The following is a 21,923-nucleotide window of genomic DNA, read 5'->3' on the forward strand; positions in this document are numbered from 1 at the left end:
GAGATGCTTTCTTTTTTATGTTTTAAACTTCAAGCTGTTTCTTTGATTTTAAATAAGTTTTAACTGAGTCTCCTGCAGTTTTACCGAAAACCGACCCTGACATTAACCCGGAACCGCCCGGATAATTGTGATAGAAAAGGTCTCCAACCATTTCACCTGCAGCGTACAGACCCTCAATTGGATGTTCGTTTTCATCCAGCACTTCGGAATTGCTATTTACTTTTATTGCACCGAAAGTAAATGTGATGCCGCAGGTAACGGGGTAAGCGTAAAATGGACCTTTGTTAAACTTAAGCGCCCAGTTTGTTTTGTTTGGTGATAACCCCGAGGTTCCTTTACCGTCTTTCACACTCGGGTTGTAATCGCCGTCCTGTACTGCATCGTTGTAGCTGTTAATTGTTTCTAAGAAATTCTCTTTATCGACGCCCATTTTCACTGCAAGTTCGTCGATGGTATCAGCTTTTAGCATGGTTGCCTCTTCAAGGTTGTACTCTACTCTTAACATGTCTCTTACTTGGCTATCGTAAATCTGGAATGCTTTTTGCTGAGTCTGCTTCAGTGTTTCCTTGCCGTACTTGGCATATGTGTAGTTTCTGAAGTCAGCGCCTTCATCGACGAAACGTTCGCCTTCGACATTAACGATTAATCCTAATGGATATGATGATTTCTTATAGATGTCACCAGGTTTGCTGTAGTCGCCTGTCTTAGGTGAGTTATAGTCTGTAGTATGTGCATGACAGCCGTCATACTGGCCTGCTTTTACTGCGCCGGCTTCAAGTGCCATTGAGATACCGTCGCCTGTATTGTACTCACTGCCGCGGACAATCGCATTTTCCCACTGCTTGCCGAGATATTCCATACGTTTCTTTTTATCTGCTTCAAATCCGCCGCTTGCTAAAACAACTGATTTAGTCTTAACGAGAACTTTTCCGTGCTCTTCACTGTTTACGTAAACACCTGTAATTTTACCATCTGTTTTCTCAAGTTTTTCGGCAGGTGATGCATACCAGAAGTCTACACCATTTTCTTCAGCTTTTTTGAATAATGATTTTACAAGTCCTATACCTTTATCGACTGTTTTAACCGGCAGCCCGCCCCAGAATGCTTTCTTCCCGTCTTTTTCAAAGAACTGGTTTTCATTCAGCTGGAACTGAACACCCTGCTCTTTCATCCACAGAATAGTTTCATATGATTTTCCTGTCAAATGCTCAGCCAGGCTCGGATTACTCTTATTTTTAGTAACGTTCATTAAGTCGCCGTGGTAATCTTTTGCAGTATATTCGGGTAATTCAATCGCTTTCAAGTCATCTTCGGACAGATTGTCTACAACTTTGCTTAATCCGTTGAGATCATTATAGGCAAAACGTATTGCACCGTCGGTAAAAAATGAGTTGCCCCCGCGCTTGTGCTGCGGCCCTTTTTCGACAACCAAAACTTTTAGATTATCTTCACTCGCAGACACTGCAGCGCTTAAAGCAGCATTACCTGACCCTACTACAACTAAATCATATTCATAATTTGTCATTTTATAATTCCCCCTGTTATGGATGTATGACTTAAGAGTAGAGTATTTAATATGATAAATGAAATATCAGTTTTATATTAAATGCAATAAAAATATTCTATAACACAGAGAGGTAAAGCTCTAACACTTTAAAACTACCGTTAAAATAAGCTAATTAATATTCTGACAAATCAATACATTGCCTTTTTCCTACCAGTGTACTATATTTTATATAGAGTTTTTCAACTGAATACTATTCTTTCGGGGCAGGGTGTAATTCCCAACCGGCGGTAATCTTTTTAGAAAGCCCGCGACCCGTACGGTATTTATTATCGTATGGCTGATTCAGTTAAAGTCTGAAGCCGACAGTTAGAGTCTGGATGGGAGAGAGAATAATGCAGCAGCGTAGAAATGTTTTTAAGCATTTTAATACGTTTATTTAACATTGTATAAAATACTGTGTTACTTTAGCATACATTTTTTAACGCCTTCGAATGTTTTTATTCGAGGGCGTTATTTTTATTCAGGAGGTAAAAACTTGAACAGATATATGGATATGGCTGTAAACCTGGCCAGGATGTCAGCGGGTCAAACGTCAGTGAACCCGCCGGTCGGCGCTGTCGTCGTCAAAAACGGCAGATTCATCGGCTACGGTGCACATTTAAAAGCGGGAGAACTGCATGCAGAACGAGCCGCATTAAACAGCTGCATTGAATCTGCAGCAGGAGCGGATATATATGTCACGCTTGAGCCATGCTCGCATCATGGAAAAACACCGCCGTGTACGGATGCTGTAATCGAAGCCGGCATTAAACGTGTATATTATGCGGCCCGGGATGTGAATGACAAGGTCGATGGCTTAAAGGTATTAAACGATCAGGGTATAGAAACGATTTACCTGAAACACTCTGATGTCGAAGAACTTTATCGTCCGTTTAATACCGGCATACTGAATCAGCGGCCATTTATTACACTAAAAGGTGCTATGAGTCTTGACGGTAAAATTGCACACCAAAACGGTGACAGTCACTGGGTCAGTAATGAATATTCACGCCTGGATGTGCATCACCTCAGACAGCAGCATGACGGTATACTAATTGGCGGCCATACTTTGTTAAACGATAATCCGAGTCTGACCACCCGTTTATCAGATAACGATTCACATCCTGTACCAGTTATTCTGCTGGGCTCTCAAACACTGAAGGCGGATATGAATATTTTCAAACATCCGCATAAGCCAATCATCTTTACCAGCAATAAAGAGAACGCAGCATTTGAAGATCGTGCAGAACTATACTTTGGATCTTACGATTTAAGCGAAGTACTTTATATATTATATGAACGGAATATAGCTTCACTTTTGGTGGAGGGCGGCTCGTCTATCCACACACAATTTTTAAACGAAAACTTATTCGATGACCTCATCATTTACATTGCCCCGAAAATATTTGGTTATTCTGAGTATCAGCTTCATCAAGGCGACCCAGACGGTCAGCTGAATCTGATATTGCATCATGTTGAAAAGCTCGAGTCGGACATCAAACTTACTTACAGGAGGACTCAAGCATGTTTACAGGATTAATCGAACAAACTTCACCCGTACTTTCTATTAATAAAACATCCGCATTAACTGAATTGGAAATACAGAACACCACTTTTGATGATTTAAATATTGGTGATTCTATCGCAGTGAACGGTGTCTGCCTGACCGTTACAAAACTTGAAGAACAGTCATTCTTTGTTGAGATTATTAATGAAACGAACAAAATAACGTCGTTATCGGAACTGAGGAATGGAGATCTGCTTAACCTTGAACGCGCGATGAGACTGGACCAGCGGCTTGGCGGCCATATCGTATCCGGCCATGTTGACGGCACAGGAGTTATTGCCGGTATTTATAACGACGGTGATGCTTTAGTAATCACTGTGGAATGCCCTCGAGAATTAATGAAATACATGACCTTAAAAGGATCTGTAACAATTGACGGTATCAGCTTGACGCTGTTCGATATTAACCTTGAGAATAATACATTTATTTTAAATATCATTCCTGAAACACAAAGCAAAACGACGCTCGGACAAAAGAAACAAGGGGATGTTGTCAATATAGAGGCGGATATGATGATTAAACATATCAATCATCTGCTTAATTTTGAGAAAGCGGGTGGTACTCATGTTTGATTCAATACACAGTGCACTGGAAGATTTAAAAGTAGGAAAATTAATCATCGTTGTGGATGATGAAAACAGGGAAAATGAAGGAGATCTCGTTGGTATATCAGAGTTTATCGATGCGTCAGCGATTAACTTTATGGCCGCACATGCCAGAGGACTGATTTGTACACCTGTTTCAGCTGATATTGCCGAGCAGGCAGGACTGGCTCCGATGACTGAACATAACAGTGACGAATACCAGACTGCTTTTACAATTTCTATAGATCACGTCAACTCGACAACAGGTATCAGTGCCTTCGAACGATTCGATACGGTAAAAGCACTTCTTGATATAAATGTTTCACCTGAAACATTTAACCGCCCGGGACACGTATTTCCGCTAATTGCCAAGGATGGCGGTGTGCTGGAACGTCAAGGTCACACAGAAGCTGCGGTGGACCTTGCAAGACTTACAGGAGCAAAACCTGCAGGTGTAATTTGTGAAATTATGAATGAAGACGGGACGATGGCACGTGTTGATAATTTGAAAGTCTATAAAGAAAAACACGGCTTAAAAATGATTACTATCGAAAATTTGAAAAAATATATAATGCAGCAGCACGCTGTAACGCTGGCAAGCACTATTTCTATGCCGACGAAATTTGGACAGTTTATAATGTATGACTTTATCGACCGTGAAGGCAAGGAGCATCTTGCTCTTGTCCATGGAGAAATTACTCCGCATATGAATGTACGTATTCATTCTGAATGTCTGACCGGAGACGTCTTTAAAAGTGCGCGCTGTGATTGCGGGGATCAGTTGGATAAAGCGATGCAGATTATCAGTGAGGAAGACGGTATCATCCTGTATATGCGCCAGGAAGGACGCGGTATCGGGCTGACAAATAAACTAAAAGCATACGAACTCATAGAACAGGGTTACGATACAGTGACTGCTAATGAACATCTCGGTTTTGATGCGGATCTGCGCACATATGAAGAAGCAGCAGCTATGCTGAAACACTTAAAAGTGGATGAGGTAACGCTGCTGAGCAATAACCCGAAGAAAATTGAAGGACTGCAAAAAGAAGGTATTACAGTACATTCGAGAGAACACATCGTGACTGCAAATATATATAACGAAGATTATTTAAATACAAAAAAAGAAAAAATGGGACATCTGTTATAGGAGGAAAAAATAATGAATGAATTACAGAAAACGATGAACGGTGAAAATTTGAAGATAGCAATAGTTACGGCAGAGTTTAACGATTTTATTACCGATCGCCTGCTGGATGGTGCACATAAAACATTACTCAAGCACGGTGTGAAAGATGAGAATATCGATTTAGTATATGTACCGGGAGCCTTTGAACTGCCGCTGACAGCAAAAACACTGGCAGAAACGAAGAAGTACGACAGTGTTATCACGCTCGGCTGCGTAATCCGGGGCAGTACAACTCATTATAATTATGTTTGTAACGAAGCAGCAAAAGGTATAAGCCATGCAGGATTATCAACAGGCGTGCCCGTTATATTTGGCGTTATAACTACTGAGAACATCGAGCAGGCAATCGATCGTGCTGGCGCGAAAGTGGGCAACAAAGGCTCTGAAGCGGCTGTAACGGCAATAGAAATGGCGGGAGTCATCCAAAGTATTAAAAAATAATACAAGGAGGTTCTTGAATGATAACTGAATCAGATAAAGCATACTTAAAACGCAGTGTGGAACTCGCTGAAGAGGCATTAAAAACAGGTAATTCACCCTTTGGATCGCTGCTCGTGTCAAAAGACGGTAGTGTGTTGTTTGAAGACCACAACCGCGACAAAGACGGAGACCAAACGAAACATCCGGAATATGCAATCGCGAAATGGGCAGTAGAAAATTTAAGTCCATCAGATCGTAAAAATGCAGTAGTTTACACATCTGGTGAACATTGTTCGATGTGTTCTTCAGCACATGCACTGGCAGGGCTTGGCCGGATTGTCTACGTAAGCTCATCAGCACAGCTGAAAGACTGGCAGAAAGAACTTGGCGTTACAAAACGCGGTGCACTAAAAGGTCTGAGTATTGAGGAAGTTATTAATGATACAGAAGTTGATGGGCCTGATGAGGAACTGTCGCAGCAGGTTAAACAGCTGCAAATAGAATATTATAGAAAATGATAAAAAGGACTCCCCGATCGGGAAGTCCTTTTTACTTTATATTATTTCTTTTTTTCGTATCTGAACTTGTAGTAGAAGTAATACAAGGCAGGCGTTGCAACCATCGACAGGAGTGTCGAGAAGGCAAGTCCGGCAATTACTGTTACAGCAAGAGGTTCAAAAAGAACATCACCGCTGAAAGCAACAGGAATTAATGCGAGTATACTCGTTACAGTAGTTAAAATAATCGGTTTGAATCTTGCGCGTCCGCTTTCATAGATTGCAGTGTATATATCGTCTACACTGCCGTCTTTTCTGCGCATTTCGATAAAGTCTATAAGGACAATTGCATTTCTGACGACGATACCGGTCAGTGAAACCATCCCCATTATACCGAGGAAGCTGATTGGTGTCTGTGTCACAAACAGTCCGATAATTCCTCCGCTTATTGCGAGGAAGATGCTGAAGACAATAATCAGCGGCAGAACGAGCGAATTAAATTCAAATGCGATAACAAGATAGACAAGTATCAGTATAACTGAGAACAAAATACCAATTTCAACAAAGAAGTCTGTCTGGTCGGAAGATTCTCCGCCGACAATTAATTCAGTGCTGCCGTCAAGTCCATCACTGAATTCATTAATCAGTGATTCAGTCGCTGCTTCATCAGCTGCATATACTTGAAGTTCGGCTGTTCTTTCACCGTTCTTGTGCTGAATCGCAGGTGTATCTTCAGTTTCCGATACTGTAACAAAGTCGCTTAGCGGATACATTTCAGGACGGCCGTCTTCGATATTTACAATATCGACGTTATCGAGATTAAACTCATCTGCATATTTCAGAGACAGCTCTTTACTGCTGCCGTCTTCAATGATTTCCTGCATTGGAATGCCTTCTGAAATCATGTTCAGTTCATTTTTAACTTGTGATATGGAAATACCGTTCTCTTCCAGTGCATCGTAATCGATACTGTACTGGAGTGTTTCTACAGGGCTGCCGATGCTTGAAGTAACGATGTCGCCTGATTCTTCGAGCTGTTCAGTGAGTGCTGCTGTTTCCTCACGGAGCGTTTCAAGGTCGTCTTCAAAGAACTCGACTGTAATCGGCGCACTCGCCGGCGGACCCTGGATAATTGTACTCATAAATATTTTTGCATCCGGGAAGGCATCTCTTAATGGTTCTTCGTACTCATCAATTGTTGCTGAAGCACTCATTTTTTCTTTATCTATTTGAAGTGCGATTTGGGCGGTGTTTTCACCTGACTGATCTAACGATGCACCGAATAAGTTCGGCAGCCCATCGCCGGTAAAGATTGATGAACCTTTAACATGGTCCATTTCAGAGAGCAGATGATCGAGTATTTCCTGAGTATCTTCGTGCGTTTTCTCAATCGTCTGTCCTTCATCAAAAATCAGATCGATTGTCACTTCCGAGCGATCCGCTTCAGGGAAAAATTCGAACGGTGTGAATCTGACAAGACCTACTGACAGCAGAGTTACAATAAGTATTGCAAGGAACGTCAGCAATGGACGCTTTAATACTTTAGGCAGTACTTTATCGGCATAAATTCTACTGCCCCATGTAAATACTTTACCCAGTAATCCCGGATGCTTAGGTACTTTCCTGACCGGAATAACCTGACGCATCGCAGGAATAAATGTCAATGCCAGTACTGTTGAAACAATCATTGTAGAGATTAAAATACTCGGCAGTGCTTTAATAAAGTCGCCGTTTGCACCGGATAAGAACAGGAGCGGCGAGAATGTAAAGACAATTGCAGCTGTTGATGCGATAACTGATGGCGCGACTTCTTTCACACCGTTATAAATCGCATCTCCTTTACTCTCTCCGAGTGTAAACCTGCGTTCGATATTATCATTGACGACAATCGAGTCATCGACGAGTATACCGAGTGCAATAATTAAACCAATCACAGAAATCTGGTTTAAATCAACACCGATTAACGGTATAGGGATAAATCCGATAAATATTGAAATCAGTACCGTTACCATCACTGTAATCGAACCGAACAGTGACAGTCCGATTGAAGTACCGATAATTACCGCAATAACTGCAATCAGCAGTGATGTGTATAAACCGACAAATATATCTTCGACGTTTTCTCTTTCCGATGAAATATTATCGACAGTTACATTGTCAGGCATACTGTCAAAGCCGTCATTTATCACGGCCTCTATATTTTCAGATACCGAGGGTACATCCTCCCCGCTTGATAAGAACACGGTGAATGATATTGCATCGCTGCCGTTGTACTGAACGATATCATCCGGTGTACTTTCAACCGATTCGATGCTGGCAATATCCAGAAGCGGTACTTTGTTTTCACCAACACGCACTTGTTCCAGTGTTTCAAGAGCGGTTTCATCTTCAAAAGCAAGACGTATTATCTCTTCATCTTCAACATCCTGGCCAAGTATGACAGGACTGAGCGATAAATCAATTTCATTCATAATTTCATTTGGATTCAGCTGTTCTTCTGCCAAAGCATCCCAGTCCAGCTGAATTTCGTATGCCGACTCGCGGTAACCTTTGATTGTTACGCTGTCGACACCGTTCATTTGTATAATTTCCTGTTTTAAGCTTTCAACGTCTCCTCTGACTGCTTCCAGATTTTCGAAGGAATCACTATGTATCTGATAGCTTAAGAGCGGAAAGGCATTTGTGATGGATTCAACTTCCGGCTGGGCAGCATTTTCCGGCAGATCACCGCTGATGCTCTGCACCAGGTTGTTAACATCATTAAGCACATTATCCGGAGTGCTGCCGTCACTGAGAGAAAGCGTAAGTACTGAAACATTATCTTCCGATACGGACGATACATCTTCAATATCTGAGATACTGAACATTTCCGTTTCAATAATGTTTGTAACGTTCTCTTCAATGTCATCTTTATCTGCCCCCGGCCAGGCAGTGATAACATTAATTAAATTCACTTCTGTTTCCGGAATTTCACGCTGATCGATAGTTAAAAAAGTATACACGCCGACAACCGACACTGTAAAAATTAAAACTATGAACAGCAGGCTTCGTTTTAATAATATATCAGCCAGTTTTTTCATATGCATCCTCCATTAAGATAACAAAAAAGTTATGTTCTACTGTCATTATATAGTAAAATTACCCGCCAATAACATTGGCGGGTAATTTTTATCTAAGTAATTGTCTGAGGTGTTCAGGCAGCATGACTACTTCTGCCTGCATATCTGCAGGGCGGAAAGTTTTATCAATGCATTCATCCATATATTCAAGATGTTTTTCATCCAGGTGGGTATCGTCAATTTTCTCGCCGTTTTCATCACTCTGGATGCTGTACCAGTATAAGTATTCAACATCCATAAAGACTTCCCGGAAAATTGTTTCGACGTACATCTTTTCACCTTCAAGGTTTAAAAGAACATCGTCCATATTATCACGCATGTATTCAATCCATTCATCAACTACAGCGCTCTTACCCTCTTTTACTTTGAACTTTGTCAGTTCTGCTCTCATTTCATCCCTCCTGGTATTTTTAATTTAAACAGCATTCTCATATACATTTTATATGAAACTTAACCCGTATGCTATTTTATAAGGTTATTTTATAAAGAAATTTATTGATTTCATCTGCTATACTTTATATAAGTAATAAATTTTAGGAGACAAAAATATATGATAGAAAAGTTTAAAAGAGAATGGCTGACCTCGCCCGGGACGAATATTATGGCGGGAATTGTCGTCGCGCTGGCACTCATTCCGGAAGCTATAGCGTTCTCTATAATTGCTGGAGTAGATCCAATGGTCGGGCTTTATGCTTCGTTTCTCATCGCGGTAATTATTTCTTTAGTCGGAGGAAGGCCGGCGATGATTTCAGCTGCAACGGGTGCAGTTGCATTATTAGTCGTACCGCTTGTCAGAGAATACGGTGTGGAATATTTATTTGCCGCAACGATACTGATGGGAATAATACAGATCATTCTCGGGATTTTTAAAGTAGGAAAGCTCTTAAAATTCATTCCGAATTCGGTTATGATCGGCTTCGTCAATGCACTGGCTATAATGATTTTCATGGCGCAGCTGCAGCATATTTTCGGCATTTCATTTGATACATATATCTATGTAGCGATAACAATTGCGATTCTTTACCTACTGCCGAAATTTCTCAAAAAAATACCCGCTCCGCTGGTTGCGCTGGTTGTATTAACAGCATGTTATATATTTTTCGGGGCTGAAGTACGCACAGTCGGTGATTTGGGAGCGATAGAAAAATCATTGCCGAGCTTCATTATACCTGATGTGCCTCTCACTCTCGAAACATTAAAAATTATCTTCCCTTATTCATTATCGATGGCTATTGTAGGTCTGGTTGAAAGTCTTCTGACAGCACGCATTGTTGATAATGCAACAGATACGTACAGCAGTAAGAACAAAGAATCACGCGGCCAGGGTATTGCAAACTTTGTGACTGGTTTTTTTGGCGGCATGGGCGGCTGTGCGATGATTGGACAGTCAGTGATTAACGTTAAATCAGGAGCTACGACGCGTTTATCCACATTTACAGCAGGTGTTGTCTTAATGCTGCTCATCATTGTCTTCGGGGATCTGGTCGTGCAAATACCTATGCCGATACTCGCAGGAATTATGGTGGTCGTTACTATCAGCACATTTGACTGGAAAACATTTAAGTATATGAAAGCTGCTCCGCGCACGGATGTATTTGTTATGCTGCTTACTGTAGGGATTATTTTAGTTACTGACAATCTGGCAGTCGGTGTTATTGCAGGAGTATTCTTCAGCGCAATTTTCTTTGCAACAAAGATATCAAAAGTAAAAGTGACTTCTAAATTAACAGAAAACCATTACATTTTTCTGTTCGAAGGACAAATATTTTTCGCTTCGATAGATACGATGATTGAACAAATTGAATTTAAGCAATACGATAAGGACATCCGTCTGGATTTCTCACAGGCGCACCTCTGGGATGATTCCGCAGTAGATGCAATAGATACAATGGTCAGGAAGTTTGAAGATAAAGGAAACACGGTATACGTGGATAAATTAAATGCAGACAGCCGAAAAATCGTTAAAGAACTCAGTCAGCTGAATGAACAGCATTTAACTTAGAGAACGGGGGGATTTAAATGTATAAATCGATACTGCTTGCAGCGGACGGATCGAATAACAGTTTCAGGGCCGCAGAAGAAACACTGAATTTCATTAATGAAACTGCAAAGGTTACAATACTGAATGTAATCCAAATAGAAAAGTCAAAAGATGCAATCCTTCATGGTGAAAATACCATCCAGGAACAAAAAGTGAAACTGTCGGATATTATTGAGTTATACGAAGAAAATAACGTTGATTATAACGTTATTTTTGAAAGAGGTATACCTGATGAAACTGTGGTTAAAGTCTCTAACAGCGGAGATTATGGCATTGTAATACTAGGCAATAGAGGATTAAATGCTTTGCAGGGAATGATGATGGGCAGTGTGAGCTATAAAGTAGCAAAACGGGCCAATATACCGGTGCTTATAGTTAAATAAAGAGAGACGGATGCATAGAAGCATCCGTCTTTTTTAAAACTTAAAATAGAATTATCTGTAAATTGAAAGCCTTTACATTAAGTGCTCTTATTAGGTAGAATGAAAGTATCAAAAACATAATAAGGGGGAAAAGAAATGGTATTTGAATTTCCAAATAAAGAAGGCGCCAAGTATAAGATTAAAACACAATACGAAAACTACATCGGCGGTGAGTGGACACCGCCTGCAGATGGCGAGTATTTTGAAAACGAGTCTCCGGTAACCGGTGAAGTCGTGTCTAAAGTGCCCCGTTCTAAACAGGAAGATGTCGATAAAGCAGTTGCTGCAGCACGCGAGGCGCAGAAGTCGTGGGGATTAACATCTGTAACGGAGCGAAGTAATATTCTTTTAAAAATAGCAGACCGTGTAGAAGAACATCTGGAAGAGCTTGCTGTATTAGAAACCTTTGAAAATGGTAAAGCTGTGCGTGAAACATTAAATGCCGATTTGCCCCTTGTTGTCGACCATTTCAGATATTTTGCAGGTGTTATCCGCGGACAGGAAGGCGGTATTTCACAAATAGACAACGATACAGTGGCATATCATTATCATGAACCGCTTGGAGTCGTCGGGCAGATTATTCCATGGAATTTCCCGCTGCTTATGGCAACGTGGAAAATCGCACCTGCTCTTGCAGCCGGCAACTCTATCGTCTTAAAACCTGCAGAACAGACGCCGACTACGATACTGCATCTGGCGGAACTGATTGGAGACCTGCTTCCTGCCGGTGTCTTAAATATCGTTAACGGTTTCGGTTCGGAAGCAGGGCAGTCACTCGCAACACACACCGGCATTAATAAGATTGCCTTTACCGGTGAAACAACGACAGGACGCATCATTATGCAGAATGCAAGTCAGAATATCATTCCTGTAACGCTGGAACTTGGCGGGAAATCACCAAATATTTTCGCAAAAGATGTTCTGGATGCAGACGATGAATATCTGGACAAAGCAATCGAAGGCCTGGTAATGTTTGCGCTTAATCAGGGAGAAGTGTGTACATGCCCGTCACGTGCGCTTGTTCATGAGGATATCTTTGATGAATTTATGGAACGTGTTATCAAGCGTGTCGAACAGATTAAAGTCGGTAATCCGCTGGATCCGGATACGATGATGGGCGCTCAGACTTCAAATGAACAGAAAGAAAAAATAGCTTCTTATCTGGATATCGGTAAAAAAGAAGGCGCAGAAATACTGACAGGCGGAAACTTAAAAGAAGTCGACGGCGATATCGAAAACGGATATTATTTCGAACCGACTATCTTTAAAGGCCATAATAAGATGCGCATCTTCCAGGAAGAAATTTTTGGGCCGGTACTTGCAGTAGCCACTTACAAAGATGACGATGAAGCAATCGAAATTGCAAACGATACACTGTACGGACTTGGCGCAGGCGTATGGACACGCAGCCAGAACAGAGCATATCGTTTAGGACGTGCAATTCAGGCGGGTCGTGTATGGGTAAACACTTACCATGACTACCCTGCTCACGCAGCATTTGGCGGTTATAAAATGAGTGGTATTGGCCGGGAAAACCATAAGATGATGCTTGGACACTATCAGCAGACTAAAAACCTGCTGGTCAGCTACAGTGAATCACCAAAAGGATTTTTCTAATTGGCAGTACTTGAACAAGTCTACGCGACTGATCAGGCCAGATCACTTATTAAAGAATTAAAAGAAGAACACGGAGACTTAATTTTTCACCAGTCAGGGGGGTGCTGCGACGGTTCCAGTCCGATGTGCCTAAAAGAAGGCATGATGATTATAGGAGATGTCGACGTGCAGCTTGGTGAAATAGAAGGTGTGCCTTTTTATATGAACCATAAGCAGTATGAATACTGGAAGCATACGCAAATTACGCTTGATGTTGTTAAAGGCATCGGCGGTATGTTCAGCGTGGAGGGGCCGAGAGGTGTCAGATTCCATATTCGCAGCGCACCGATAGAGTAAACAAAAACGGTCACTTTGGTGGCCGTTTTTTTGCTTGTCTTATAAAAAGTTAAACGCATTTCCAAACAAACCGGAGAGAAGCAATCCGGCGATTAATCCAAAGATGAATATCAATCCCCATTTAACCCATTTCATAAAAACAGCTCCTTTTTCTTACATCGTTACTGATATACCCTTTCTTTTCTAGATATACCGATAATTTTAGAACCAATACTTAGCTTTTTCAGCTGCTTCGTCTTATAATATTACATTGTGTTTTACAGTAACTAAAAATCAGCAGGTGAAGAAATGAAAAGCTCGAAAAGTGATTTTACAACCGGTCCTATATTAAAGCCGCTGATTATATTTTCAGCGCCGATTATGCTGGCAAATCTACTGCAGACCAGCTTTCAAATCGTCGACAGTCTCTGGGTTGGAAATATTCTCGGTGCAGAGGCGCTCGGTGCTGTGGCCATTGCAACAACAATACTGGTCACTATCTTGTCTTTCATCCTTGGATTAAACAATGCGGCCCTGACGATTTTATCTCAGCAGCATGGTCGTAAAGATGATGAGGGTCTGAAGCGCTATTTAAATGCTTTTATCGTTATTATGACTGTAATGTCTGTGGTTTTTGCTGTAATCGGTTATATATTTGCAGAAAGTTTGCTCGGGATTATAGGGACACCGGATGCTATTCTCGATATAGCGGCATCATACCTTCAAATAAGCCTTCTCGGCATGTTCTTCTTATTTGGCTATAACTTTATTAATACTGTGTTCAGAGCACTTGGAGACAGCAAGACGCCACTTAGAATCGTCTTCCTTGCGGTCATACTGAATGCTGTTCTGTCACCGCTCTTTATGATTGTATTTGATCTCGGTATCCAGGGTGCTGCCCTCGCTACAGTGGGTTCACAAGTAATTGCATTTCTGTACAGTGCTTATCTCGCAGTAAAACGCAATCTGGTGCCGTTTAAAATACCTTCGTTACCGGCACGTTATGAAGTCGGGCTGATTTTAAAACTGGGTATTCCAGCCGGACTGCAAATGGGAGTGATTCACGCGGGAATGGCAGCGATATTAAGTGTCGTTACACAGTTTGGTGCAGACAGTGTAGCGGGATTCAGCGCAGCACAGCGCCTCGACAGTTTAATTATGCTGCCGGCAATGGCTCTGGGTACGGCAGTGAATGCTATGGCAGGACAAAATATTGGTATTCAGCAATGGTCACGCGTAAAACAAATCGCACGTTATGCCGCTCTTTATAACTTTGGGTTAATGCTGAGTGTTGCGGCTGTCGTTATTATATTCGCAGAAGCAGGCATCAGAATGTTCATCCAGGACGAAGCAGCCGTAGAATTCGGTACGGATTACTTAAGAATTGTCGCGCTGTGCTACCCATTTTTAGGATTAAACTTTGTCTTAAACGGTATTGTTAGAGCATCAGGAGCGATGTACCAGGTGCTTATACTGAATATTATTTCGTTCTGGATACTTCGTTATCCACTATCTGTCCTGTTTGCTTCCCACTTTGGAGAAAGCGGAGTCGGGATGGGTATGGGCGTCAGCTTTATAATCAGCAGTATTTTTGCCTACCTTTACTATAAGTTTGGTAATTGGAAAGAAAGAGAACTGTTTAAAAATTAATAATTGTTACTAACCGGACTGGAGAAAATTCCAGTCCTTTTTAAATTGTATTCATAATAAATTCAGATTTCCTTCTTATACTTAACTTATAGATATGAAAGGAGATTATATATGATAGATATTCAAAAATTATCTGTGTCTTATAAAAAACAGCAAACATTAAAAGATTTAACTTACAATTTTAAAGCTGGACAAATATACGGTTTACTTGGTCCAAATGGTTCTGGGAAAACAACACTGTTTAAAGCCATTTTAAATCTTGTTCCTTACTCAGGTTCAGTTACCACATTAAAGAAAAGTACTATTGGCCATTTAATAGAATACCCTGGTTTTTACGCAAATCTTACATGTCAGGAAAATTTATGTCTTCATGCTTCTTATATAAATTTATTTGATTTAGATTTCAGTCATATGTTTAATAAGTTCAATCTGAGTGAGGAGAAAGAAAAGAAATTTAAAAATTTGTCATTAGGCATGAAGCAGCGATTAGGTTTAATACGTGCCATGATGAATAATCCTGATATTATTCTTCTGGATGAACCAACAAATGGTCTTGATCCTATAGGGATTAAAGATATGAGAGAAATAATTACCAGAGAAATTAAGTCTGCTGAAAGAACTGCTGTGATTTCCAGTCATATGCTGCATGAACTTAAAGCTTTTGCAGACACTCTTATACTCATTAAAGACGGTGTGCTCATAGGTCATCTTTTTAATTCTCGTGCCCCTTACGGATTAGTTTCTGTCAATTTTATAGAAAAAACTGATACAGAATTCAAAAAACAGTTCCAGCATCCGGTTAATATCCTTAAGACAGATATCGATTTTAAGATATATGGGAATTATGAAGAATTATCCGCATTCTATTCAAACTGCGAGAGGCATAGTCTCGAGTCTCTATATGTGACTGTGATGAATCTGAACATACAAGGAATGAAGTTACTATGATTCAATATATAAAAAATGAATTTTATAAAATCAGATATGAGAAATTTATGGTTTATATCACAATATTGAGCTTAGTACCCTTCATGATGAACGGGATAAATTTTTATATAAATGATGATAATTTAAGTTTAAAGAACGGTTTTTATTTTAGATTATACAACCAGTACTTAATGCTTTTGCCAATTATCACAAGTGTCATTGCTGCATCAATATTTTATATGGAATATACTAATCGGACTTTGTTAACATGGCTGTCATACGATAAGAATAAATTTAAACTTTTCAACTCAAAAGTGCTGGCCTTCCTGCTGATTTCACTTCAACTTATGTTAGTTAATTTATTTATAATTATAATTTTTTATGCTTTTAACAATGCAGGATTACTGACACTTGGAAGAATTTCATTATCATTTATATCACTGAATATTTTTATCATTGTAAGTGTAGGCGCCCTCACACTGTTCATTATTAATATAACAAAAAATATTATTATTTCTTTTACTGCAGGCATAGTGTTTACGATTATTTCAATGATTTTAATAGCAGCGCCATTCTCCTACCTGCTGCCCGCAACTTTAGGCTATAGAATTGGTCATTTACTTTTAGATAGCAGCTTTTATTATGATAAACCGTTGATTCATACACTAACGGGTTTTCTGATTACAGTTATAACAACTTTATCCCTTTACTTTTTAGCTTATAAAAAATTTAAAATACATGAATAGAGGTTGATAAATATGGAAACATTAATTACGATATTAGGTATTTTAATGGTGGTGTCAGCGTTAGCTTCACTGAGTTTAATAGCTCTGGAAATAATCACTAAAAGTCCTGAAAATAGAAGTTTCAGATTAGCCAATATCTCTGGTCTAACCGCTTTTTTATGTTTAATTGTATTTCTAGTTTTGATAAACTTTCTTGTATAAATGAGAGGACTGGGGATTGATGTATGAAAAATTATAATATTCTAATCGTTGAAGATGATATCAGCTCTGCCAAAAATTTAAGTAAAATTCTTGAAGCTGAAGGTGCCAATGTGTATTTAAATCCTACCGGTGAAAATGTATTAGAAGATCTTGCAAACATACACATTATCCTTCTCGATATTATGCTGCCGTTTGACGATGGACTGTCCATTAGTGAGTATATTAATCAGCACGTTGATATTCCTATCATTTTTTTGACTGCAAGAAATGATATAGACAGTAAAATAGTCGGACTGCGTTCGGGCGACGATTATGTTACTAAACCATTTCATCCCCTCGAACTCATTTCCCGAATTGAGAATATAGCAGAAAGATTTTACAAGAAAGAGCCTGTAACTCTGTTTGGACTCACAGTATCTCCGGAGCATTTCGAAATATACGACAGCAATCTAAATTTAATTACTTTAACGAGAACGGAAAATCGTTTGTTTTTTTACCTTTTTGCTAATATAAATAAGACTTTGACCAAATCGCAAATTCTTGAATATGTTTGGCCGGATGGAGATGCTTTTGATAATACGCTCAATGTATATATCAAGAAAATCAGGTATAAAATCGGAGATGAAAATAACAAGATTATTACTACAATTCATGGTATTGGATACAGGATGAATTATCATGAAAAATAGAAGCCTGCTTTATAAATTCTATTTCATGATTAGTATAAGTATTGCAGCGATTCCACTAGTTTTTATCGTTTTAGGATATATGGTGTTCTTCGGACATCGATGGATTACAGCGATATTGAATATAAATGAATCCTTTCAAGAAAGCATTATTACTTCTTATTTTTATCTGATGTTCTTTGCTATCTTATTTAGTCTTATGTTCCTGGGAGCGAGATATTTTAAGAGAGTTATTGAAAGAGTTACAGAGATGGAGAAAACCGTTAAAAAAATTGCAGAAGATGCTGATTTTCCTGACAAATTGGAAGTGATAAATGACAGTGAAGATGAACTCAATCAGCTTGCACGTTCTATTAATACACTGATTGACAGGCTGAGAGCGAAAGAGTTGGAAATTTCTCAGATGGAGGATTTAAGAAGAGAATATTTAAAACAGTTATCTCATGACATAAATACCCCCTTGAATGCCCTGAATCTGGAGATTTACTTGTATAATCAAGAACATGGTATCCCGCAGGATGAGGCCGGTGTTCTCTACAGTAAAGTTGATTATATCAGTAAGTTAGTGAACACTATTTCAAGTCAAGCATTATTTGATATTAATAATTACTATGTTTTCAAAAAGGAAGTTGAATTGAATGGATTGATAGAGAAGACAATGGAGAAATGGTTTTATCTGCTTAATAAAAATCAGATTGAGGTAAATATTGAGCGTAAAATAATTTTAAAATGGACGGCGGACGATTTATGGATTGAACGTTTGCTCGAAAATATTATATCTAATATCTTCAGGCATTCTCACACTAATAAACTGGATATTATTATAGATAATCAATTGATTATTAAAGATTATGGCAAGGGATTTGATAAGTCCGGAGCCGCTAAAAAAACAGGAATTACAGTCATAGAGAATATTTGCCAAAAGTTTGAAATTCAATTAAATATATCTTCATCACATGGCGGTACCGTCTATACGATGTATCAAAAAAGAAAATAATATAATAGACCTCAATCTATATAGATGGTAATCTATAAAAAGATTACGGAGGTATATTTATGAATTATCATGAAACAGCTTCATTATTAAAAATTATAGCGGATCCAAGCCGCCTTGAAATACTCGATTTATTATCGTGTGATGAATTGTGCGGCTATGACTTACTGGAACATTTTGAATTCTCCCAGCCGACATTGAGCCATCATATGAAAGTGCTCGTAAACAGTAATTTTGTAACAAAAAGAAAAGATGGCAATAAAGTGATGTATGAGCTTAATCACGAAGTGATGCATAATATTGAAAATCAGCTTCAGCTTATTAATTCAGCCAGCGAAGACTGTGCATGTCAAACTATGAAAAAAGGTGTTTGCTAATGACGATACTGGCGGTAAGTATATTTATTATTACTTTAATATTTGTAATTTGGCAGCCGAGAGGGCTCGATATCGGTATTACGGCAATGGTCGGCGCGGTACTTGCCGTAGTAACGGGTGTTGTATCATTCGGAGATATTATAGAAGTGACAGGGATCGTCTGGAATGCGACATTGACGTTTGTCGCTGTAATACTGATTTCATTAATACTGGATGAAATAGGATTCTTTGAATGGTCGGCACGACACATGGTTAAAGCCTCAAACGGCAGCGGTCTTAAAATGTTTATCTATATAGCGCTGCTCGGTTCTGTCGTTGCAGCATTCTTTGCAAATGACGGTGCAGCATTAATTCTGACACCGATTGTACTGGCGATGGTCCGGAATTTAAACTTTAAGGAAAAAGTGATTTTCCCATTTGTTATAGCCAGCGGTTTTATAGCGGACACGACATCGCTTCCGCTGATTGTCAGCAATCTGGTGAATATCGTGTCGGCTGACTACTTTAATATCGGATTTATAGAATATTTTCTGCATATGATTATTCCTAATATGTTTTCACTTGTCTCAAGTATTCTGGTGTTATGGCTCTTCTTCAGAAAATCGATTCCGGGTACTTTCGATGACAGTAGTTTGAAACTGCCGCATGAAGCTATTAAAGATAAAAAAATGTTTAAAATATCTTGGATAGTACTGATCATGCTCTTAGTTGGCTACCTACTGAGTGAATTTATCGCGGTGCCTGTGTCGTTTATCGCGGGAGCTATTGCGCTTGTCTTTCTGGTACTGGCACGTAAATCAGAAGCGGTCAGTGTATCACGTGTGATCAAAGGTGCACCGTGGAATATCGTTGTCTTTTCAATCGGTATGTACGTCGTTGTTTTCGGTTTGAGAAATGCAGGCCTTACGGATCTGCTTGCAGATTCTATTGTTGCAATGACTGAATACGGACTCTTAGCCACTGTTATGGGCATGGGTGCAATCGCGGCAATTCTGTCGTCGGTCATGAATAACATGCCGACAGTGATGATTAATGCGATAGCAATCAGCGAAACCGGGACTCAGGATGTTATTAAAGAAGGTCTGATCTATGCGAACATAATCGGTTCTGATTTAGGACCAAAAATAACGCCTATCGGTTCACTTGCAACGCTGCTGTGGCTGCATGTACTAGCTAAAAAAGATATGAAAATATCATGGGGAACGTATTTTAAAATCGGCATACTGATAACGCCTCCTGTGCTGATTATGACACTGCTCGGATTATACTTTACGTTATTAATATTTTAAATGAGGGATAACTATGGCTAAAAAGACAATATACTTTGTATGTACAGGCAACGCTTGCCGCAGTCAGATGGCTGAAGGACTTGGTAAGGAGATTCTCGGAGAAGAATGGAATGTGTATTCTGGCGGAATAGAAGCGCATGGTGTGAATCCGAAAGCAATTGAGGCATTGGCTGAAATCAACATTGACATCAGCAACAATACATCAGATTTAATTCAAAAAGATATTCTCAATGCATCTGACCTCGTTGTTACATTGTGCAGCGATGCGGATCAGAACTGTCCCGTGCTCCCAGCTCATGTGACTAAAGCTCATTGGGGATTTGATGACCCGGCAGGCAAAGAATGGCAGGAATTTCAAAGAGTCAGAGATGAAATTGGCGAACGAATTTTACAGTTCAAAAATACAGGAAAATAAAAATTACTGCCGCTTAAATCAAAGCGGCAGTAATTTTTTAATTTATTTATTCATTTGTTTTTCTAAGAATTTTTTTAATACATGAACGGTCGTCACGCAGTCATTTAGACTGGTCCACTCTTTAGGATTATGACTGATACCATCTTTACTGCGTGCAAAAATCATTGCGACAGGCAGCTCGAGCCCGATATTCATTGAATCATGACCTGCCCCGCTCGGCAGCTCCATTGGTTCAATATCTAAATCGGTTAATATATCGCGGAGTTCATCCTTGTAAGTTTCTTCAACCGGAACCGGTTTAACACGTGATGTACGGCTCACTGCAACGTCGATACTACGTTCTTTTGCAATGTCATATGCCCGTTCTGAGATGAGCTCAAGCAGCGTGTCTCTGGTGTTTTCGTGTATATCCCGTATATCGACAATCATTTTAACGGATTCTGGTATAACGTTGGCGCCATTTGGGAAAACGGCAAGTTTACCGACAGTTGCGACTGCGGTATCGCTTACCAGTTTCGGAATTTCTTCCAGTTCACTGACGAAGCGGCCTGCAGCAACTAGTGCGTCCTGTCTGTCGTTCATTGGAGTATTCCCTGCATGCCCGGCAAGTCCTTTAAATTCTACCTCGAGCCATGCCTGTCCTGCTATACCGTTAACTATCCCGACAGGAAGCTTGTTTTTCTCGAGCAGTTTACCCTGTTCGATATGCGCTTCAGCAAAAAAAGTCCAGTCCCGCTGCTGAATATTTTTGTAGTCTGATAAAGAAGATCCATATTGTTCGAGAACCGCTTCGAGATTTAAACCTTCACTGTCTCTGAGAGATGCTATTAACTCATCATCAACCAAGCCCATATAGGACCGGCTGCCGAATACACCGCTTGAAAATCTGGCGCCTTCTTCATCGGAAAATATCACAACTTCATATGATTTTTCGGGAATGCAGCCTGATGCTTTCCAGGCCTCTGCAACTTCCAGTGCAGCCAGCACACCGAGAACACCGTCGAAGTTCCCGCCTGCAGGCACTGTATCTATATGCGATCCGGAAGCAATGGATTGAGAATTATCTTTTCCCTTAAATCTGCCGAAAACATTGCCCGCAGCATCAGTTTCCACAGTAAGTCCGGCATCTTTCATCCAGCCTGCAACTAATTCCTTAGCCTCTTTTTCTTCCGGTGAGAACCCCTGACGGCTGACGCCGCCTGTTGGAAGTACACCAATTTTTGAGATTGCATCGAGTCTCTCAGCCAGTCTTTTGCCATCAACCCCGTCGTAATTTAACGCAGTATTATAATCTTTCACTAATTCATTTATCATGTGTGAA

The 21,923-nt window shown here is 39.9% G+C and carries 21 protein-coding genes and 1 riboswitch; of the genes, 17 read left to right on the forward strand and 4 right to left on the reverse strand.

The window, feature by feature from the left end; translation table 11 throughout:
• Positions 1-22: 22 nt before the first annotated feature.
• The gene (gene tcuA, locus IR135_RS05725) at positions 23-1,525 is read right to left on the reverse strand and encodes an FAD-dependent tricarballylate dehydrogenase TcuA (protein ID WP_135097526.1); all 1,503 of its coding nucleotides are present in this window, start codon (positions 1,523-1,525) and stop codon (positions 23-25) included.
• Between the two features lie 232 nt (positions 1,526-1,757).
• Positions 1,758-1,900: riboswitch (FMN riboswitch) on the forward strand.
• A gap of 142 nt (positions 1,901-2,042) precedes the next feature.
• Here tcuA and ribD point away from each other — a divergent pair.
• Genes ribD through IR135_RS05750 form a run of 5 tightly spaced genes read left to right on the forward strand, consistent with a single transcriptional unit; the run spans position 2,043 to position 5,824 of the window.
• Positions 2,043-3,086 carry a bifunctional diaminohydroxyphosphoribosylaminopyrimidine deaminase/5-amino-6-(5-phosphoribosylamino)uracil reductase RibD gene (gene ribD / locus IR135_RS05730; RefSeq protein WP_228063437.1) on the forward strand — a complete coding sequence of 348 codons (1,044 nt, stop codon included), beginning with the start codon at positions 2,043-2,045 and terminating at the stop codon, positions 3,084-3,086.
• Complete coding sequence (locus tag IR135_RS05735; RefSeq protein ID WP_135097528.1) at positions 3,071-3,685, forward strand: riboflavin synthase; 615 nt, start codon at positions 3,071-3,073, stop codon at positions 3,683-3,685. Before ribD ends, IR135_RS05735 begins: the two co-directional genes overlap by 16 nt.
• A complete protein-coding gene (ribB, locus tag IR135_RS05740; RefSeq protein ID WP_135097530.1) occupies positions 3,678-4,847 on the forward strand; it encodes a 3,4-dihydroxy-2-butanone-4-phosphate synthase in 1,170 nt (389 codons plus the stop codon). Before IR135_RS05735 ends, ribB begins: the two co-directional genes overlap by 8 nt.
• Before the next feature lie 12 nt (positions 4,848-4,859).
• Positions 4,860-5,327 carry a 6,7-dimethyl-8-ribityllumazine synthase gene (gene ribE, locus IR135_RS05745; RefSeq protein WP_135097532.1) on the forward strand — a complete coding sequence of 156 codons (468 nt, stop codon included), beginning with the start codon at positions 4,860-4,862 and terminating at the stop codon, positions 5,325-5,327.
• 17 nt (positions 5,328-5,344) lie between these two features.
• The gene (locus IR135_RS05750) at positions 5,345-5,824 is read left to right on the forward strand and encodes a nucleoside deaminase (RefSeq protein WP_135097534.1); all 480 of its coding nucleotides are present in this window, start codon (positions 5,345-5,347) and stop codon (positions 5,822-5,824) included.
• 41 nt (positions 5,825-5,865) lie between these two features.
• Here the strand turns inward: IR135_RS05750 and IR135_RS05755 are convergent, their stop codons facing one another.
• Both IR135_RS05755 and IR135_RS05760 read right to left on the reverse strand, forming a co-directional pair.
• Complete coding sequence (locus IR135_RS05755; protein ID WP_135097536.1) at positions 5,866-8,883, reverse strand: efflux RND transporter permease subunit; 3,018 nt, start codon at positions 8,881-8,883, stop codon at positions 5,866-5,868.
• A gap of 88 nt (positions 8,884-8,971) precedes the next feature.
• Positions 8,972-9,313 carry a DUF6176 family protein gene (locus tag IR135_RS05760; protein WP_135097539.1) on the reverse strand — a complete coding sequence of 114 codons (342 nt, stop codon included), beginning with the start codon at positions 9,311-9,313 and terminating at the stop codon, positions 8,972-8,974.
• A 159-nt stretch (positions 9,314-9,472) separates the two neighbouring features.
• Between IR135_RS05760 and IR135_RS05765 the strand changes: the two genes are divergently transcribed.
• The 12 genes from IR135_RS05765 to arsC all read left to right on the forward strand — a co-directional run bounded on the left by IR135_RS05765 (position 9,473) and on the right by arsC (position 20,602).
• Positions 9,473-10,924 (forward strand): SulP family inorganic anion transporter, encoded by a 1,452-nt coding sequence (locus IR135_RS05765; RefSeq protein ID WP_135097542.1) that lies wholly within the window; start codon positions 9,473-9,475, stop codon positions 10,922-10,924.
• Positions 10,925-10,941: 17 nt separating this feature from the next.
• Positions 10,942-11,346: a universal stress protein gene (locus IR135_RS05770; protein ID WP_135097544.1), complete on the forward strand. Its 405-nt coding sequence runs from the start codon at positions 10,942-10,944 to the stop codon at positions 11,344-11,346.
• A gap of 135 nt (positions 11,347-11,481) precedes the next feature.
• Positions 11,482-13,002 (forward strand): aldehyde dehydrogenase family protein, encoded by a 1,521-nt coding sequence (locus IR135_RS05775; protein WP_135097546.1) that lies wholly within the window; start codon positions 11,482-11,484, stop codon positions 13,000-13,002.
• Positions 13,003-13,338 (forward strand): DUF779 domain-containing protein, encoded by a 336-nt coding sequence (locus IR135_RS05780; RefSeq protein ID WP_135097549.1) that lies wholly within the window; start codon positions 13,003-13,005, stop codon positions 13,336-13,338.
• Positions 13,339-13,626: 288 nt separating this feature from the next.
• The gene (locus tag IR135_RS05785) at positions 13,627-14,967 is read left to right on the forward strand and encodes an MATE family efflux transporter (protein ID WP_135097551.1); all 1,341 of its coding nucleotides are present in this window, start codon (positions 13,627-13,629) and stop codon (positions 14,965-14,967) included.
• Between the two features lie 111 nt (positions 14,968-15,078).
• Positions 15,079-15,915 (forward strand): ATP-binding cassette domain-containing protein, encoded by an 837-nt coding sequence (locus IR135_RS05790; protein ID WP_135097553.1) that lies wholly within the window; start codon positions 15,079-15,081, stop codon positions 15,913-15,915.
• Entirely contained in the window at positions 15,912-16,640 is a 729-nt protein-coding gene (locus tag IR135_RS05795) for an ABC transporter permease (protein ID WP_135097557.1), read from the forward strand. Before IR135_RS05790 ends, IR135_RS05795 begins: the two co-directional genes overlap by 4 nt.
• A 224-nt stretch (positions 16,641-16,864) precedes the next feature.
• A complete protein-coding gene (locus IR135_RS05800; RefSeq protein WP_135097559.1) occupies positions 16,865-17,530 on the forward strand; it encodes a response regulator transcription factor in 666 nt (221 codons plus the stop codon).
• Entirely contained in the window at positions 17,520-18,524 is a 1,005-nt protein-coding gene (locus IR135_RS05805) for a sensor histidine kinase (protein ID WP_135097562.1), read from the forward strand. The genes IR135_RS05800 and IR135_RS05805 overlap by 11 nt, the downstream gene beginning before the upstream one ends.
• Positions 18,525-18,583: 59 nt before the next feature.
• Positions 18,584-18,898, forward strand: a complete 315-nt coding sequence (locus IR135_RS05810) for an ArsR/SmtB family transcription factor (protein WP_135097564.1) — start codon at positions 18,584-18,586, stop codon at positions 18,896-18,898.
• Complete coding sequence (gene arsB / locus IR135_RS05815) at positions 18,898-20,187, forward strand: arsenite efflux transporter membrane subunit ArsB (RefSeq protein WP_265588369.1); 1,290 nt, start codon at positions 18,898-18,900, stop codon at positions 20,185-20,187. Before IR135_RS05810 ends, arsB begins: the two co-directional genes overlap by 1 nt.
• Positions 20,188-20,200: 13 nt before the next feature.
• Positions 20,201-20,602 carry an arsenate reductase (thioredoxin) gene (gene arsC, locus IR135_RS05820; RefSeq protein WP_135097570.1) on the forward strand — a complete coding sequence of 134 codons (402 nt, stop codon included), beginning with the start codon at positions 20,201-20,203 and terminating at the stop codon, positions 20,600-20,602.
• A 42-nt stretch (positions 20,603-20,644) separates the two neighbouring features.
• On the opposite strand, the gene IR135_RS05825 is transcribed toward arsC, so the two are convergent.
• Complete coding sequence (locus tag IR135_RS05825; protein ID WP_135097573.1) at positions 20,645-21,916, reverse strand: M20 family metallo-hydrolase; 1,272 nt, start codon at positions 21,914-21,916, stop codon at positions 20,645-20,647.
• Positions 21,917-21,923 lie beyond the last annotated feature (7 nt).

Origin of the sequence: Jeotgalicoccus nanhaiensis, from assembly GCF_015235105.1 — a bacterium.
GTDB classification, from domain to species: domain Bacteria; phylum Bacillota; class Bacilli; order Staphylococcales; family Salinicoccaceae; genus Jeotgalicoccus; species Jeotgalicoccus nanhaiensis.

Bases quoted from the DNA above. Each gene is read 5' to 3' on its own strand.
- IR135_RS05805 (WP_135097562.1), top strand. From the start codon at position 17,520: ATGAAAAATAGAAGCCTGCTTTATAAATTCTATTTCATGATTAGTATA.
- IR135_RS05755 (WP_135097536.1), bottom strand. From the start codon at position 8,883: ATGAAAAAACTGGCTGATATATTATTAAAACGAAGCCTGCTGTTCATA.
- tcuA (WP_135097526.1), bottom strand. From the start codon at position 1,525: ATGACAAATTATGAATATGATTTAGTTGTAGTAGGGTCAGGTAATGCT.
- arsC (WP_135097570.1), top strand. From the start codon at position 20,201: ATGGCTAAAAAGACAATATACTTTGTATGTACAGGCAACGCTTGCCGC.
- arsB (WP_265588369.1), top strand. From the start codon at position 18,898: ATGACGATACTGGCGGTAAGTATATTTATTATTACTTTAATATTTGTA.
- IR135_RS05795 (WP_135097557.1), top strand. From the start codon at position 15,912: ATGATTCAATATATAAAAAATGAATTTTATAAAATCAGATATGAGAAA.
- IR135_RS05800 (WP_135097559.1), top strand. From the start codon at position 16,865: ATGAAAAATTATAATATTCTAATCGTTGAAGATGATATCAGCTCTGCC.
- IR135_RS05770 (WP_135097544.1), top strand. From the start codon at position 10,942: ATGTATAAATCGATACTGCTTGCAGCGGACGGATCGAATAACAGTTTC.
- ribE (WP_135097532.1), top strand. From the start codon at position 4,860: ATGAATGAATTACAGAAAACGATGAACGGTGAAAATTTGAAGATAGCA.
- IR135_RS05790 (WP_135097553.1), top strand. From the start codon at position 15,079: ATGATAGATATTCAAAAATTATCTGTGTCTTATAAAAAACAGCAAACA.
- IR135_RS05775 (WP_135097546.1), top strand. From the start codon at position 11,482: ATGGTATTTGAATTTCCAAATAAAGAAGGCGCCAAGTATAAGATTAAA.
- IR135_RS05750 (WP_135097534.1), top strand. From the start codon at position 5,345: ATGATAACTGAATCAGATAAAGCATACTTAAAACGCAGTGTGGAACTC.
- ribB (WP_135097530.1), top strand. From the start codon at position 3,678: ATGTTTGATTCAATACACAGTGCACTGGAAGATTTAAAAGTAGGAAAA.
- IR135_RS05825 (WP_135097573.1), bottom strand. From the start codon at position 21,916: ATGATAAATGAATTAGTGAAAGATTATAATACTGCGTTAAATTACGAC.
- IR135_RS05760 (WP_135097539.1), bottom strand. From the start codon at position 9,313: ATGAGAGCAGAACTGACAAAGTTCAAAGTAAAAGAGGGTAAGAGCGCT.
- IR135_RS05810 (WP_135097564.1), top strand. From the start codon at position 18,584: ATGAATTATCATGAAACAGCTTCATTATTAAAAATTATAGCGGATCCA.
- IR135_RS05735 (WP_135097528.1), top strand. From the start codon at position 3,071: ATGTTTACAGGATTAATCGAACAAACTTCACCCGTACTTTCTATTAAT.
- IR135_RS05765 (WP_135097542.1), top strand. From the start codon at position 9,473: ATGATAGAAAAGTTTAAAAGAGAATGGCTGACCTCGCCCGGGACGAAT.
- IR135_RS05785 (WP_135097551.1), top strand. From the start codon at position 13,627: ATGAAAAGCTCGAAAAGTGATTTTACAACCGGTCCTATATTAAAGCCG.